The organism is Vibrio aquaticus (assembly GCF_003970385.1).
GTDB classification, from domain to species: Bacteria; Pseudomonadota; Gammaproteobacteria; order Enterobacterales; family Vibrionaceae; genus Vibrio; species Vibrio aquaticus.
The window spans coordinates 287,791-301,993 of sequence record NZ_RXZH01000005.1; the positions used below are offsets into that span (position 1 = coordinate 287,791).

10 protein-coding genes and 1 pseudogene are annotated in these 14,203 nt (G+C 46.6%); 8 read left to right on the forward strand and 3 right to left on the reverse strand.

Annotated features, from left to right (window positions below):
- Window positions 1-215 precede the first annotated feature (215 nt).
- The gene (locus tag EJ063_RS13455; RefSeq protein ID WP_126574792.1) at window positions 216-746 is read left to right on the forward strand and encodes an elongation factor P hydroxylase; all 531 of its coding nucleotides are present in this window, start codon (window positions 216-218) and stop codon (window positions 744-746) included.
- Between the two features lie 35 nt (window positions 747-781).
- Here EJ063_RS13455 and EJ063_RS13460 read toward each other — a convergent pair whose 3' ends face one another.
- Together EJ063_RS13460 and EJ063_RS13465 are read right to left on the reverse strand one after the other, a co-directional pair.
- Complete coding sequence (locus EJ063_RS13460; RefSeq protein ID WP_126574793.1) at window positions 782-1,252, reverse strand: hypothetical protein; 471 nt, start codon at window positions 1,250-1,252, stop codon at window positions 782-784.
- Between the two features lie 11 nt (window positions 1,253-1,263).
- Window positions 1,264-3,402 carry an LruC domain-containing protein gene (locus tag EJ063_RS13465; protein WP_126574794.1) on the reverse strand — a complete coding sequence of 713 codons (2,139 nt, stop codon included), beginning with the start codon at window positions 3,400-3,402 and terminating at the stop codon, window positions 1,264-1,266.
- 157 nt (window positions 3,403-3,559) lie between these two features.
- Here EJ063_RS13465 and EJ063_RS13470 point away from each other — a divergent pair, with 157 nt between their 5' ends.
- Complete coding sequence (locus tag EJ063_RS13470) at window positions 3,560-3,823, forward strand: YfcL family protein (RefSeq protein WP_126574795.1); 264 nt, start codon at window positions 3,560-3,562, stop codon at window positions 3,821-3,823.
- Between the two features lie 145 nt (window positions 3,824-3,968).
- Window positions 3,969-4,493, forward strand: coding sequence for an NADPH-dependent FMN reductase (locus EJ063_RS13475; RefSeq protein ID WP_126574796.1), 525 nt, complete (start codon window positions 3,969-3,971; stop codon window positions 4,491-4,493).
- Window positions 4,494-4,572: 79 nt separating this feature from the next.
- Here EJ063_RS13475 and mnmC read toward each other — a convergent pair whose 3' ends face one another.
- Complete coding sequence (mnmC, locus tag EJ063_RS13480; RefSeq protein ID WP_126574797.1) at window positions 4,573-6,594, reverse strand: bifunctional tRNA (5-methylaminomethyl-2-thiouridine)(34)-methyltransferase MnmC2/FAD-dependent 5-carboxymethylaminomethyl-2-thiouridine(34) oxidoreductase MnmC1; 2,022 nt, start codon at window positions 6,592-6,594, stop codon at window positions 4,573-4,575.
- Window positions 6,595-6,722: 128 nt separating this feature from the next.
- On the opposite strand from mnmC, the gene fabB reads away from it, so the two are divergent.
- The 5 genes and pseudogenes from fabB to EJ063_RS21255 all read left to right on the forward strand — a co-directional run.
- Window positions 6,723-7,934, forward strand: coding sequence for a beta-ketoacyl-ACP synthase I (gene fabB, locus EJ063_RS13485; RefSeq protein WP_126574799.1), 1,212 nt, complete (start codon window positions 6,723-6,725; stop codon window positions 7,932-7,934).
- 248 nt (window positions 7,935-8,182) lie between these two features.
- The gene (locus EJ063_RS13495) at window positions 8,183-9,316 is read left to right on the forward strand and encodes a 4-phosphoerythronate dehydrogenase (protein ID WP_126574800.1); all 1,134 of its coding nucleotides are present in this window, start codon (window positions 8,183-8,185) and stop codon (window positions 9,314-9,316) included.
- Window positions 9,313-10,326, forward strand: a complete 1,014-nt coding sequence (locus EJ063_RS13500; RefSeq protein WP_126574801.1) for an aspartate-semialdehyde dehydrogenase — start codon at window positions 9,313-9,315, stop codon at window positions 10,324-10,326. The genes EJ063_RS13495 and EJ063_RS13500 overlap by 4 nt, the downstream gene beginning before the upstream one ends.
- A 202-nt stretch (window positions 10,327-10,528) precedes the next feature.
- A complete protein-coding gene (locus EJ063_RS13505; protein ID WP_244225188.1) occupies window positions 10,529-13,387 on the forward strand; it encodes a FimV/HubP family polar landmark protein in 2,859 nt (952 codons plus the stop codon).
- Window positions 13,388-13,472: 85 nt separating this feature from the next.
- Window positions 13,473-14,203, forward strand: a pseudogene (locus EJ063_RS21255) (FimV/HubP family polar landmark protein); the annotation flags it as partial.

Below are 14,203 nucleotides of genomic sequence, written 5' to 3' on the forward strand. Positions count from 1 at the left end.
TTTTTCTCAAATAAGGCCCAAAATGGCGGATTGATCTTATAAATTTAAGGCGTGAGTGTAGTAGGAAATGTGATCTGTGACGAATGAGATTTTATGAAGACGAAAACGTTTTTCACATAACTTAAACTAATAGCACTTCAGTTTGTGTGGATTTGCAATTTGGCCGAAAAATGCGAGAATGCGGCAGCGAAGAACATCAACAACCCATTTGAGCTATGAGCCACGAATATCAAGACTTAATCACGATCTTCAACGAGACGTTTTTTGACCAATTCAACACCAAATTAGAGCTAGGTGGTGATGAGCCGATTTATTTACCGGCTGACGAATCAATCCCTCACCATCGCATTATTTTTGCTCGGGGTTTCTATGCATCTGGAATGCACGAAATAGCTCATTGGTGCGTTGCAGGGCCAGAACGCCGATTACTCGAAGATTTTGGCTATTGGTACGAGCCTGATGGCCGCACTGAACAAGTACAAGCGGAATTTGAGAAAGTCGAGATTCGCCCACAAGCGTATGAATGGATTTTGTCTAAGAGTGCGGGCTTTCCCTTTACCGTTAGCTGCGACAATCTGAACGGCGACTTTGAGCCCGATAGATTGAAGTTTATGGATAAGGTTTACCAAGAAGTGGGTAAGATCTTCGAACAAGGTATCCCACTGCGAGTGAAGATGCTCTCTGATGCACTTCGAGATTTCTACCAAGTGCCTGAACTAGAGTATGCTCAGTTCGAAGTGAAATAGAAACAAGCTGCCCAGTGCAGCTTGTTTTGGTTTTATCACTGTATCAACCAGGTGGTTTCCGCTTGATTGTTATGGTTGAGTGTATAAACGAGAGCTGGCGTGTCGGGCTCCATCACTGATACAACCGCAATCAGTGAGTCACAGTGGTTTGGTACTCTCAATTGGTATTGCCCATACCCAGAATTGAGTGAGGACTTAACCATACACTTTTCATAGTCAATGTTCTCAATACCACCTCCACCGTTATCACAAATCGAAATGTAGACCTGTGATGCCGCCAAATGAGGCAAGCTCACATCAATATCGACTTCGTAGATTGAGGCAAGATCATTGTCATGTTCGATGACGAGATCGGTTATTTTCAGAGTCTGTCCTGATGGCGAGCTTACCGAGCCAGAACCGGACGGAGTTGAGCTACCACCTTCACCGCCGCCTCCACCACCACAGGCGATTAATAATAAACAAGAGATAAGCGTAACGGGCAGTTGTTGGTTTAAATTCCACATGAGGTTATCTCCTAATCATTGTAAAGAATGGCGTTGTTGCCCGAAACATACCAAGTCGACTGACTCTGGCCTGTGGCATCTTGAGAAAAGGCAGCGAAGTTTTCGTACGCTTCGAGTATGTTTTTTTGCTCTTTCGGGTGCTTCCAAGTGGTAGGGATTTCTATACCCCAAGGCAGTCCGTTGGCATTGTGATAATGCGTGTCACCTGATGATGTATCTACGCCATAAGACTTGTAGCGCACGTCGAACTTACTGGTTGGTGCTTGGTTTTTCAGGTGGATCTCTAAACTTCGACCCGGGTAGCCACCGCTGAGCTCGTAACCAATATCGCCGTAGTAATGGCCGGGTGCGGCAAAGATGAATGGATCATAAGGGAAATCAGGCATGGTAGATGTATCCACCGCATTTTCTAACGCAAAGGTGAGTGACCAGATTGGTCGGTAGTTAGTTCCGCAGTTCTCTTGAGTGCGGAACATAGTACAGCCCTCGGCTTCCCCGGGCTCGGTGATATCCCAAAGATCTTCATGGATGATGAACACCGCATCCGTTGTATCGGTTTCAAGGGCAGTCCAAGAAACGATTTCTCCGTTAATTGAGAGTTCAACAGAGTCAGACTTGATGTCTTCTTTCACCACATTTGGCAGTCGAATCGCAAAGCCTGAGCGGTTGTCACCACCTAATGCAGCGATTTTCCCTTCCATCTTCATTCGAATAACTTGGTCGTTAAGTTGGTACTCGGTGAATTTTATGTTCATGAGAACATCGTTCATGTCGTAGTCACCGACCAATGGGTATTGATCTTCATAGGCAAAGGTTGTGTAGCCCCCGCCACTTGGATAAACCTCAGTGGTGACACCGCTTTCGGTGATTGCGACTTGATAATCTTCGACCTCACCAGCAGGCACGCCGCCGCTCGGTCCAATCCCTGGAGTGTTTGAAATTCTAAATCTTGCCCAAGTATCACCGGCTACCGCCCAGGTTGGTACTGTGAAAAAAACGTCTCTTGTCATGTCGGTTATGGATAAATCACTGATGATGATCTCGCTGGCTTCAAACTCACCATCTCGGTCAAAGTCAATCCATGCATTGATTACCGAATCGGCTGAAGTACCTGCGGCTGTCGCAATGATTTTACTGGTTTGTCCTACTTGGATAGGGACGGGGAACTGAATGCCGTCGTCATCGTCCACGCCGTCTGAAACGTCATCACTGTCAGGGTAAACGCTACCATCGGTCTCACCATCTACGAGAGAGCCTAATTTAAGATCTGAAAGACCATGACGAGCACCTGATGAGGCAAATAGGGTTTTATAACTATCAGGCGCATCACCAAATTCGGTGTACTCACTTGGTTCTACAGGCGCCAACGCACATCGAGCCCCATCATTTGAATTACTTGAAGGACCATAGGCAAAAAACTCGGCTGTCGACTGTTCCCCGTTGATGGCGACTTTAAAGATATAGCCATTACTATTGTTACTGGCATAGAAATTACCATCGACGTCGAAGTAGACGGCGCCAAAGGTGAGGCGGTAGCCAAGTGCATCTTTATCTAGTAATTGATTGAGTCGATTTGTGGTACCCGAAGCGACGTCGATCTCCCATAAGTAACCGTTGGCATCGATAGAGTAGGCAAGGCTGTTGTCTGGGTGAAACGCCAAATCGTAAATAGAAGGGTTACCAAATTGATTCGGAGGTGATGAAAGCTCCATAACAAATGTTGTTAAGTCAATACGATAGAGCCCGTAACTTGGTCTGTAGCCATACCAAGCATTTTCATCTAAGGCGACGTCACCGACGTAGATTGAAGTAGGCGCTCCCTCTGGTTTGTCGACACTGAGCAGAGTTTTGGTAAAGGTTGAATCTATACGAGAGAGAGAGGCTTCACCGTAGTCCCAACCATAAATAAAATCATCATGCTTGCTGTAGCCAACACCATTGATTTTAGCTGTTCCCATGTTGGAGTCCAAAGTAACATAGCTACCAACATCAATATTGACGCCAAATGATATTGGAGTACCGGTAGGGTTTTGAATAAGAAAAGCCTGCGTAGGGCAGCTGGAAAAGGGCGTCTCAGCTGAAACTGAATAGCTGCAGACTGAAGCCAAAATTAGGCAACCAGTGGGTAACAAGAGTGGATGATTTTTCATTTGTTATTCCTCGCTCAACTGAGTCCATATATGAGCAAGTGCACACGGCGTGCCATGCTGCCAGCCCTTGTGAGACGGAGGGTTTGCGTTGAGTTTGTCAATATGAGAAGCTTGGCGCTCTTTTTGAGAATCAAACTGAATTAGGCGATCAAGCAAAATGATTATTGAATTTGAAGAGCAGCTGCTAGAGCTGATAGATGCACGTATCGAAACGGCATCTGATGACGAACTGTTTGCTGGTGGCTATCTACGTGGCCATATCTCTTTATCTGCAGCGGCGTGCGAAGAAGAAGGGATCAACGATGTTGATGCACTGAAAGAGCGTATCCAAGCAAGCTTAGAGGCAGCTCGATCTGAACTGACACCAGCGGATCGTACCATCGTCAATGATCTTTGGTTAGAGCTTGTGAATAACGCATAAGCTTCTCTAATAGATAAAAAACACAATAAAGGGTTGTTCGAAATTTTCGAACAACCCTTTATATTTTTTGCGCTTGTTGACGTTCTGCTGTGACGATATGCTTCTTATCACACAACGGGAAACGAATAACGAATAGGTAAACAGTATGAAAATTGTCGCTTTTGGAGCATCAAACAGCTCAACGTCTATCAACAAAACATTGGCTTCTTACACCGCTAACCTAGTGGAAGGCGCAGAGGTAAAAGTTCTAGACCTGAATGACTATCAAGTACCTATGTTCAGTGAAGATACTGAAAAAGAAATCGGTCAAGCAGAAGGTGCAAAAGCGTTTTTATCTGAACTTGAACAAGCTGATGCCATTATTGTTTCGTTCGCTGAGCACAATGGTTCATACACCGCGGCGTACAAAAACCTGTTTGATTGGTCAACACGTATTGAACGTAACGTGTTCCAAGAAAAGCCAGTGGTTTATCTAGCGACGTCTCCTGGTCCTGGTGGCGCGCAAACCGTGTTAGCAGCGGCAACAGGGTCTGCTCCATACTTCGGTGCAGAGGTGAAAGCGTCAGTTTCAGTACCAAGCTTTTACGACAACTTTGATTTAGAGTCAGGCTCACTACGCAATGAAGAGATTGCTCAACAGCTCAAATCAGCGGTAGCAGAACTGGCTTAATTAGGCTTAAAAAAACGGCGGTGTATTCTAAGTGAATGCGCCGCCGTTTTTGTTTTAGAGTAGAGCTGTTGTGAATGAATTACAGCTGAGTAATCGCTTTTCCTTTCCTCAGTTTCCTCACCCACATACGGCTTGGATGAAGCTGTTCTAGAACATCAACAGGCAATGGGAGTGGATCGCCACAGATCTGAGAGGCCAATACTTCGGCAAGCAGTGGCGCTGAACTCAGTCCGCGAGAGCCAAGGCCTAACAGACAGAACAGATTGGGTTGATTTGGAACATTAATCGCGTTCTGTGCCGGCTTTTTCTTATGCAGCTCGGCGTATTCTTGTTTGATTGTTTCGAGCTTACCCACATTGCCAACAAACGGTAGGTGGTCTCGGCTTACGCAGCGAATGCCTTGGCGAGAGAGTTCACCAGAGGTATCAACTTGCTCTGGCCAAGTTTGGTTCGGCACACATTTACGCAGCTTGTCGCCATTCTCTTGTTGAGCCACAGGATCAAACACGTTATCTAGATGAGAACGATCGTAGCTTGCGCCAATACAGTGATGACCATTGTTCGGATTAACTGGCGTCATGTAACCGTCATAACACAACACGGTTTTAAGTTGTTGAAGATCGTCAGTGGTAGGAATATGGCTAACCTGACCTTTGACTTGCCCCAGTGGAACATCTGCGGTTTGCTCTAGTTCAGAGAACTGATGACCGTTGGCCACAATCACTGTATCGTGGGTAAACTGTTGTTCGCCTGATGAAAGTGTCCATTGCTGCGTCTCTTCACACCAAGTCATACGCTCAATTTTGGTCTTGAAGTGCGCTGTCAGACTTGAGTTTTCTTGCATCTCTTGAATTAAACCTTGAGTCAGCTGTGCAGGGCAAAGCCAGCCGCCCAGAGGATAGTGGACGCTCGCCATATCAATCGGTAAGCCAATATTCTCGCTGGTTTGGGTTGCATCAAGACGATGAATCAACTGTGAGTCAAAGTCACCGCTTAGCATCTTTTCTAGCTTAGTTTGAGCGTCCTCATTCCACATTAATTGCGTGACACCACACCAATCATGATCGAACTTAACCGTTTCTGCGGCTTGTTCAACAAATTGACGCGCAAATAAGAACGCTGGCGCAAAGACGCGTGATACGCCTTCATGACTCCCATTCAATAGTGGGTACACAGCCCCTTGTCGGTTGCCCGATGCTCCTTGTGCAGGGCTATCGTCTTGACAGTAAAGCGTTACCTGTTTACCGCGGCGCGTGAGGGTTTTTGCGAGTGTCGCGCTGGCAATACCGCCGCCAATAATCGCGACAGAGTCACTTGAACGGGTCGTCTCACGGTAGAACCAAGGTTTGATGTTTGAATTGGCTTGCTTGATCGGTAGGCTGCCCGCAATCATATCGCGCTTAGTGCCAAAGCCTTTGACCTTTTTCATCTCGAAACCTGCTTCGATCAGGCCTCGTCGAACAAATCCAGCAGCCGTAAAGGTTGCACACGTACACTCTTGTTTGGCCAGTGTCGCCATGCCGTTAAAGAGGTCTTGATTCCACATCTCAGGGTTTTTGCTCGGTGCAAAGCCATCCAAAAACCAAGCATCAACTAAGCCATGTTCAGTGACGGGAACCTTTGGCATGCAATCTTTGATGTCACCAAACCACAAATCGAGTGTGATTGCGCCATCTTCGAGTACAATACGATGGCACTCAGGCACGGCAATCGGGTAGTGTTGTTGTAGTTTTTGAGCATACTCGGCCAGTTCGGGCCACGCGTTATGCGCTTTAATCAAGTCGTCTTGGCTAAGTGGGTATTTCTCGAAACTAATGAAATGCAGCTCTTTTAAGGCAGCATCTGGGTTTTCTTGTCGAAATTGTTCGAACCATTTCCACACAGCAAGAAAGTTGAGACCGGTGCCAAACCCTGTTTCTGCGATCACAAAGCGGCGATGATCATACGTTTGCCATCTTTCTGGGAGATGATTTTGGTGGAGAAAGACGTAACGAGTCTCTTCAAGTCCATTAACGTTAGAGAAATAGACATCATCAAACTGGTCTGAAACAGGGGTTCCAACATCATTCCAGCCCAGTTGTGCATTAGTAATCGAGGTCATAGTGTCTGATTTATGTGAGTATGTGCGATAATATTGTCGTAATTGTACGGTTTTAAAGGAAAGCTGACCACTTTTCCCCGTCATCTTAGTTATTATCTAGCGGATTTTTGAATTATAGGAATGTCATAATGAAACGAGTCGTAATCACCGGTATGGGTATTGTTTCAAGTATCGGTAACAACGTCGAAGAAGTTTTAGCGTCTCTAAAAGAAGGTAAATCTGGTATTACTGCGTCTGAGCAGTTTAAAGAACACGGCCTACGTTCACAGGTTTGGGGTGATCTAAAAATTAACCCAGCAGAGCACATTGACCGTAAACAGATGCGCTTTATGGGTGATGCGGCTGCGTATGCATACCTATCAATGCAGCAAGCAATTGAAGACGCTGGTCTCACTGACGAGCAAGTATCTAACGATCGCACAGGTATTGTTGCAGGTTCTGGTGGTGCTTCTGCACTAAACCAAACTGTTGCGACGGATACTATGCGTGCAAAAGGCGTGAAGCGTGTTGGTCCTTACATGGTGCCACGTACAATGTCTTCAACTGTCTCAGCGTGTCTAGCGACACCATTTAAAATCCGTGGCGTGAACTACTCAATGAGTTCAGCATGTGCAACCTCTGCTCACTGTATCGGTCACGCAATGGAGCTTATCCAACTTGGTAAGCAAGACATCGTATTTGCTGGTGGTGGTGAAGAGCTAGATTGGTCTCAAACAATGATGTTTGATGCAATGGGCGCACTGTCTACTAAGTACAACGAAACACCTGAGAAAGCTTCACGTACTTACGATGCAGACCGTGACGGTTTTGTTATCTCTGGTGGCGGCGGCATGCTAGTTATCGAAGAACTCGAGCACGCTCTAGCTCGTGGCGCGAAAATCTACGGTGAAATCGTAGGTTACGGTGCGACTTCTGATGGTTACGACATGGTAGCACCATCAGGTGAAGGCGCGGTGCGTTGTATGAAGATGGCGATGCAAGACGTTGATAGCATCGACTACGTAAACACGCACGGTACTTCTACGCCTGTAGGTGACGTGAAAGAGCTTGGTGCTATCCAAGAGCTATTTGGCGACAACAGCCCTGCAATCTCAGCAACCAAAGCGATGACAGGTCACGCTCTTGGTGCAGCAGGTGTTCACGAAGCAATTTATTCTACGCTTATGCTAGACAACAGCTTTATTGCGCCAAGCATCAACGTAGCTAACCTAGACGAAGCGGCTGAAGGCCTAGACATTGTGACTGAAAAGCGCGATGCAGAGCTAACGACCGTTATGTCGAACAGTTTTGGTTTTGGTGGCACAAACGCTACGCTAGTAATCAAGAAATACCAAGGCTAACTGAATTTGCTGTAGTCACTGAATCTCTACAGCAATCCAGTTTCCAGAGCTGATACATCGTTTATGGTGTATCGAACAGACGCAGACTTTAACCCATGGAGAGCGGGTTAAGATCCTTTTGTTCTGGACGCTTGCCCGGCTAATTTAGCCGGGCATTTTTCTATCTAGCCGTTGCACAGATTAATCCCTCGACAGCTGCACCCCTTTTCTGCACAATCAAGTCAATTGCCATTTAAGTAAATAAGCTGATGAAAATCCTAGTTGATGAAAACATGCCTTATGCTAAACAGCTGTTTAGCCAGTTAGGCGAAGTCGAATTGAAATCCGGCCGAACACTCACGCCAGACGATCTTATTGATGTCGATGCACTCATGATTCGTTCCGTCACCAAAGTGAACGCTGAACTGATTTCGAAAGCCAATAAATTAAAGTTTGTGGGTACCGCCACCGCGGGCATGGATCATGTTGATCAAGCGCTGTTGGAAGAGAAAGGCATCTATTTCACCGCTGCTCCGGGATGCAACAAGGTGGGTGTAGCCGAGTATGCGTTTAGCGTCATGATGGTATTGGCTCAGCAACACGGTTTTTCAGTGTTCGATAAAACAGTCGGTATCATCGGCGCAGGTCAAGTCGGAAGCTATTTACAACAATGTCTTGAGGGCATTGGTATCAATGTTCTAATCAATGACCCAATCAAACAAGCAGAGGGTGATACTCGTACCTTTACTGAGCTTGAAGTGCTGTTAGAACAAGCTGACATTATTACACTTCACACCCCAATCACACGCGATGGTGATTACCCAACGCACCATTTAATCAATGAAGCCGTGCTTAATCAGTTACGCGGTGACCAAATTCTAATCAATGCTGCTCGCGGCCCTATCGTAGATAACAGCGCACTTAAGCAACGTTTACTAAAAAATGATGGCTTTATTGCGGCATTAGATGTGTTTGAGTTTGAACCAGAGGTTGATATGGAGCTTCTGCCTCTGCTAGCATTCGCAACCCCTCATGTTGCCGGTTATGGTTTAGAAGGGAAGGCGCGCGGTACGACGATGATTTTCAATAGCTACTGCGAGTTTTTAGAGAAAGAATTACGTGCGCATGCCAGCGACTTGTTGCCGACGGCTCCGGTACCTCGAATGGTACTTGACCGTGAGTGGGATGAATCAGTCCTGCACAATATCACGCAGCTCGTCTATGATGTGCGTAAAGATGACGCCTTATTCCGCCGAGAAATCAGTAAGCCGGGTTCGTTTGACCTGATGCGCAAAAACTACTGGGATCGTCGCGAATACAGTGCTGTCACGTTAGTCGGTGATCAAAGTTGTCAATTATCACCACTAGAGAAACTAGGTTTTGAGGTTGAGGTAAATCAATGAGCCAACAATACAATGTTGCTGTTTTAGGTGCTACTGGTGCAGTAGGCGAAACCATTCTTGAAGTGCTACAAGAGCGCAAGTTTCCAGTCGGGGAGTTGTACCTTTTGGCAAGCGAACGCAGCGAAGGCAAGACGTACCGTTTCAATGGTAAAACGATCCGTGTACAAAATGTTGAAGAGTTCGATTGGTCACAAGCTCATATTGCACTGTTCTCTGCGGGTGGCGAGCTCTCTGCCAAGTGGGCCCCAATCGCTGCAGATGAAGGCGTGATCGTGATCGATAATACCTCTCAGTTCCGCTACGAGTACGATATTCCTCTGGTTATTCCTGAAGTTAACCCAGAAGCCATTGCTGAATTTCGTAACCGCAATATCATTGCGAACCCGAACTGTTCAACAATCCAAATGCTAGTGGCGCTGAAACCAATTCATGACGCAGTCGGTATTGAACGTATTAACGTGTCAACTTACCAATCAGTGTCTGGTGCAGGTAAAGCGGGGATTGACGAGCTTGCTGGTCAGACGGCTAAGCTTCTTAACGGTATGCCAGCAGACACCGAAGCGTTCTCACAACAAATCGCATTTAACTGTATTCCTCAAATCGATCAATTCATGGAAAACGGTTATACCCGCGAAGAGATGAAAATGGTTTGGGAAACGCAAAAAATCTTTAATGATCCAGGTATCACAGTCAACCCAACATGTGTTCGTGTTCCTGTGTTCTACGGCCATGCAGAAGCGATTCATCTAGAAACGTGCGCGCCAATTGATGCACAAGAAGTCACGAACTTACTTGAACAGACTGATGGCATTGAAGTGTTCCAAGGTGACGACTTCCCAACTCAAGTTCGCGATGCGGGTGGTAAAGACCATGTCATGGTCGGCCGAATCCGCAACGATATCAGCCACCATAGCGGTGTAAACCTTTGGGTTGTCGCTGATAACGTACGTAAAGGTGCTGCGACCAATGCAGTGCAGATTGCAGAAGTACTGATTCGCGATTACTACTGATCGCAGTGAGTAATATGAATATCAAAGCCTCGCCATAGTGTGAGGCTTTTTTAATCGTTTCGAGAAAAATTGTGTGAGATTAATGCGATTATCGCGTTAGGCACACATTTTTTGCCTCTACACCTATAGTTTTAGTGGCTTTATCCGATATATTTAACAGATCACTGTATTTTTTTAAATTGAGCACATAGCTGAGCCTTATATGCGTCGACTTTTACAGCGTCTACTGTTGCCACTCGCAATGGTTGCCGTGACTCAAACTACTATTGTTAATGCGGAAAGCATTCGCCTTAAAGGGCCGACTGGTGAGATCCAATCTTCACCACAGTTTTCTGAGCCGCTTAATCGAAACGTGCGTGCGACAGACGAGCCTTCTCAATTCTATGGGCCTACTTCCGAACAAGAAACGCTGTGGGGCATTGCCACGCAGTTGCGCCCATCCAATTCGGTGACGGTTCAACAAACGCTTTATGCCATTTACCAACTCAATCCTCAGGCGTTTGACAATCAGAACATCCATGAACTGATTCCATACAGCAACATCCGTATCCCTTCATTGAGCCAAGTACAAAATGTGAGTACGCAAGAGGCTGTCAATGTTATGGCTGCGCACCAAGCTCGCCTTGGTAAAGCGGTACCGGCTCAGAAGCCAACTGCGCCCGTTGTTAAACCTACAACGACACCTGCGACTAAGCCTGTTGTCGATGTTGTGAAGGCTGAAACGCCAGAGCCAAAATCAGAGAGCACGTCTGATCTCCAGGTCATTGCTGAAAAAGAAAAGCAGAACCAGGTCACATCATTAGAAAACCAACTGGAAACATCCGAGTCAGAGTTGATCGCGCTTGAAGAGAAAAATCACAAGCTTCGTTTAATGCTCGCTAATGTACAGTCAGAAGTTGATGTACTAAAAGATGAACTCAGCGATGAAGACCGTATTCGTCGAGAAGTGGAAAAACTGCTTGAAGAAGAACGCAACCGTGTTTCTCAAGAACAGAAAATGGCACCTTCGGGTTTCGAACAGCTGATGTCAAATACGTGGCTGGTAGCGGCATTGGCGATCATTCCAGGTCTATTGATTGGCTTACTGGTCATGATGTTATTGGGTCGCCGTTCTAAAGAAGAACAGCCGCAAGCTCCTGTGGTCGAGCAGCAGCCTCAAGCACCTGTCGCACCTGTGGTGCCCGATACACTCGATGATGATATCGATGACGAATTACTTCTTGATGATGATCTGTTCGGTGAATCTGACACAGATACAGAAGAGCTGTTTGGTGACGAAACTGATCTGAAAGAGGATGGGGCGGACGATGTCTTTGCCGATCTTGATGACGGCGATTTAGATTTTAACCTTGAAGGTGAAGATGGCGATGACCCATTTGCTGGTATTGGTGATGATGGTGATTTAGATGAATCACTGGCTGACGCTGATCTTGGTTCGAATGGCATCAGCGTGAGTGGCGATGAAAAAGCTCTAGGTCTTGAGGAGATGGAACGCGCGCTTGATGAAGTCGTTATTGATAGCGAGGAAGAGGAAGGGTTCGATCTTTCTGATGAAGGCGGCTTCTCACAAGACGATTTTGATACCTTACTCGCGGATGACGGAGAGAGTGAAGAACTTGATTCAAATGAGTTAGACCAATCTTTACTCGATGATCTCTTCAATGAAGCCCAAGACGACAGTGATGGCGATCTTGATATGGATAGCTTGCTTGAGGAAGAGGACAGCTTCGATTTAAGTGATGAAGATGATCGTTCTTCAGCGCCAAATATTGCGTCAGACAGTGAAATTGACGACATCTTTGCACAGATGGATGCGCAAGCCGATCTCGATGCGCTTGAAGCTAATTCGATTGATGAAACGGCACTACTGGATGAAATGCTCGAGGAAGAGAGTGTTGATATCAGCTCAAACAGTACAGAATTATTAGATGAGTTGATAGATGAAGGCACTTTAGACGCGTCTTCTGAACCAGAAGCAGAAAGTGGTGAGGATCTCTTTGATGAATTGATCACTGCTGACGAGCTCGATGAAGACAGCACTGACCTTCTTGATGAACTCATGGATGACGATGGCAGTGATGAGTTTGATCTAGACTCTGAGCTTGACGAACTGTCGGCCATTGAACCAAGCGTTAGTGCCGATAGTGAAGAAAACACAGAGTCATTGCTCGATCTAGATGAGCCTTTGGCGAATGATGATGCTTCGGAGCTATTCGAAGAATTACTCGATATCGAGCAAAACGCCTCAGAGCCAGAAGTTTCAGTTGATGACCTTATAGCGGAAAATGCACCTGTAGAACAAGTGGCATCAGAAGAGTCAGTCGATGACATTTTTGCAGAAGCAGAAGAGAAAGACTTTGCGAGTGAAGAGTTCATCGATGACATGCTTAATGTCGCTCCAGACGCGGATCCTCTGCTTGATGAACTTGAACTGGATGACGTTGTACAAGATGACCTAGAACTTGACGCCGCGCCAGAAGAGATCACACTGCCAGAGCCAGAGCCAGAGCCAGAGCCAGAGCCAGAGCCAGAGCCAGAGCCAGAGCCAGAGCCAGAGCCAGAGCCAGAGCCAGAAGAAGATGAGGATGATTGGTTATCTGCTGCGATTGATGAAGTAGAAAACCCAAGCCTTGACGCTTCTCTAGATCTCGAAGAACTCGAAGATTTACAACCTGAGCTTGAGCAAGATGTTAGCGCAGACGTCGCTGAACAAGAGCAGCCTTCGCCTTCAACAGAAGACGATGAAGACGCATGGTTAGACTCTATTGTTGATGAAGTCGAAAATAACTCGAACGATTCTCTGATGGTGGAAGAAACACCACAGGTTGAGTTAGAGGAATTCGCTACTGAGTCAGGTTCTGAACAATCTGAAATTGTTGAAGAAGATTCACTTGCACAACAAGAGCAGAATGCGCCAGCATCTCCTGAAGTTCCTGAAGTTCCTGAAGTTCCTGAAGTTCCTGAAGTTCCTGAAGTTCCTGAAGTTCCTGAAGTTCCTGAAGTTCCTGAAGTTCCTGAAGTTCCTGAAGTTCCTGAAGTTCCTGAAGTTCCTGAAGTCTGAAGTAGATGAAACTCCAGAACCAGAAACGACGCCTCAGGCAGAGGCAGTTCCAAACGAGTTTGGGATCCCTTCAGATGACGACTGGTTGATTGATGATCAGCCACCAAGCCAACCAGAGGTAACGCAGCCAGAACCTGAACTGCCTGAGCTTGAAGTTTCACAACCAGAGCAAGCTGGAGCGGAAGAGCCCGCGCTAGACTTAGATGATTTAGAGCTCCCAGAATACAGCGAAGAAGAAGCGTTAGCCGATGCCTTTGCTGAACCTGACATGCCAGAGCCAGAATTGTCGCAGCCAGAGCCGGTGGAAGCGAAAGACCTCGCATTAGAGTTAGATGACCTAGAGCTCCCAGAATACAGTGAAGAAGAAGCGTTAGCCGATGCCTTTTCTGAACCTGAACTGGACATGCCAGAGCCAGAATTGTCGCAGCCAGAGCAAGTTGAAGCGGAAGAACTATCGCTAGAGTTGGATGACCTAGAGCTCCCAGAATACAGTGAAGAAGAAGCGTTAGCCGATGCCTTTTCTGAACCTGAACTGGACATGCCAGAGCCAGAGTTATCGCAGCCAGAGGCGATTGAAGCGGAAGAACCCGCACTAGAGTTAGGTGACCTAGAGCTCCCAGAATACAGCGAAGAAGAAGCGTTAGCCGATGCCTTTACTGAACCTGACATGCCAGAGCCAGAATTGTCACAGCCAGAGCAAGTTGAAGCGGAAGATCTCGCGCTAGAGTTGGATGACCTAGAGCTCCCAGAATACAGTGAAGAAGAAGCGTTAGCCGATGCCTTTGCTGAACCTGACATGCCAGAGCCAGAGTTATC

What these genes read in the sequence shown, in the direction of transcription:
- EJ063_RS13455 (WP_126574792.1), top strand. Translation starts at nt 216, where the DNA reads ATGAGCCACGAATATCAAGACTTAATCACGATCTTCAACGAGACGTTT.
- fabB (WP_126574799.1), top strand. Translation starts at nt 6,723, where the DNA reads ATGAAACGAGTCGTAATCACCGGTATGGGTATTGTTTCAAGTATCGGT.
- EJ063_RS13465 (WP_126574794.1), bottom strand. Translation starts at nt 3,402, where the DNA reads ATGAAAAATCATCCACTCTTGTTACCCACTGGTTGCCTAATTTTGGCT.
- EJ063_RS13505 (WP_244225188.1), top strand. Translation starts at nt 10,529, where the DNA reads ATGCGTCGACTTTTACAGCGTCTACTGTTGCCACTCGCAATGGTTGCC.
- EJ063_RS13495 (WP_126574800.1), top strand. Translation starts at nt 8,183, where the DNA reads ATGAAAATCCTAGTTGATGAAAACATGCCTTATGCTAAACAGCTGTTT.
- EJ063_RS13475 (WP_126574796.1), top strand. Translation starts at nt 3,969, where the DNA reads ATGAAAATTGTCGCTTTTGGAGCATCAAACAGCTCAACGTCTATCAAC.
- mnmC (WP_126574797.1), bottom strand. Translation starts at nt 6,594, where the DNA reads ATGACCTCGATTACTAATGCACAACTGGGCTGGAATGATGTTGGAACC.
- EJ063_RS13500 (WP_126574801.1), top strand. Translation starts at nt 9,313, where the DNA reads ATGAGCCAACAATACAATGTTGCTGTTTTAGGTGCTACTGGTGCAGTA.
- EJ063_RS13470 (WP_126574795.1), top strand. Translation starts at nt 3,560, where the DNA reads ATGATTATTGAATTTGAAGAGCAGCTGCTAGAGCTGATAGATGCACGT.
- EJ063_RS13460 (WP_126574793.1), bottom strand. Translation starts at nt 1,252, where the DNA reads ATGTGGAATTTAAACCAACAACTGCCCGTTACGCTTATCTCTTGTTTA.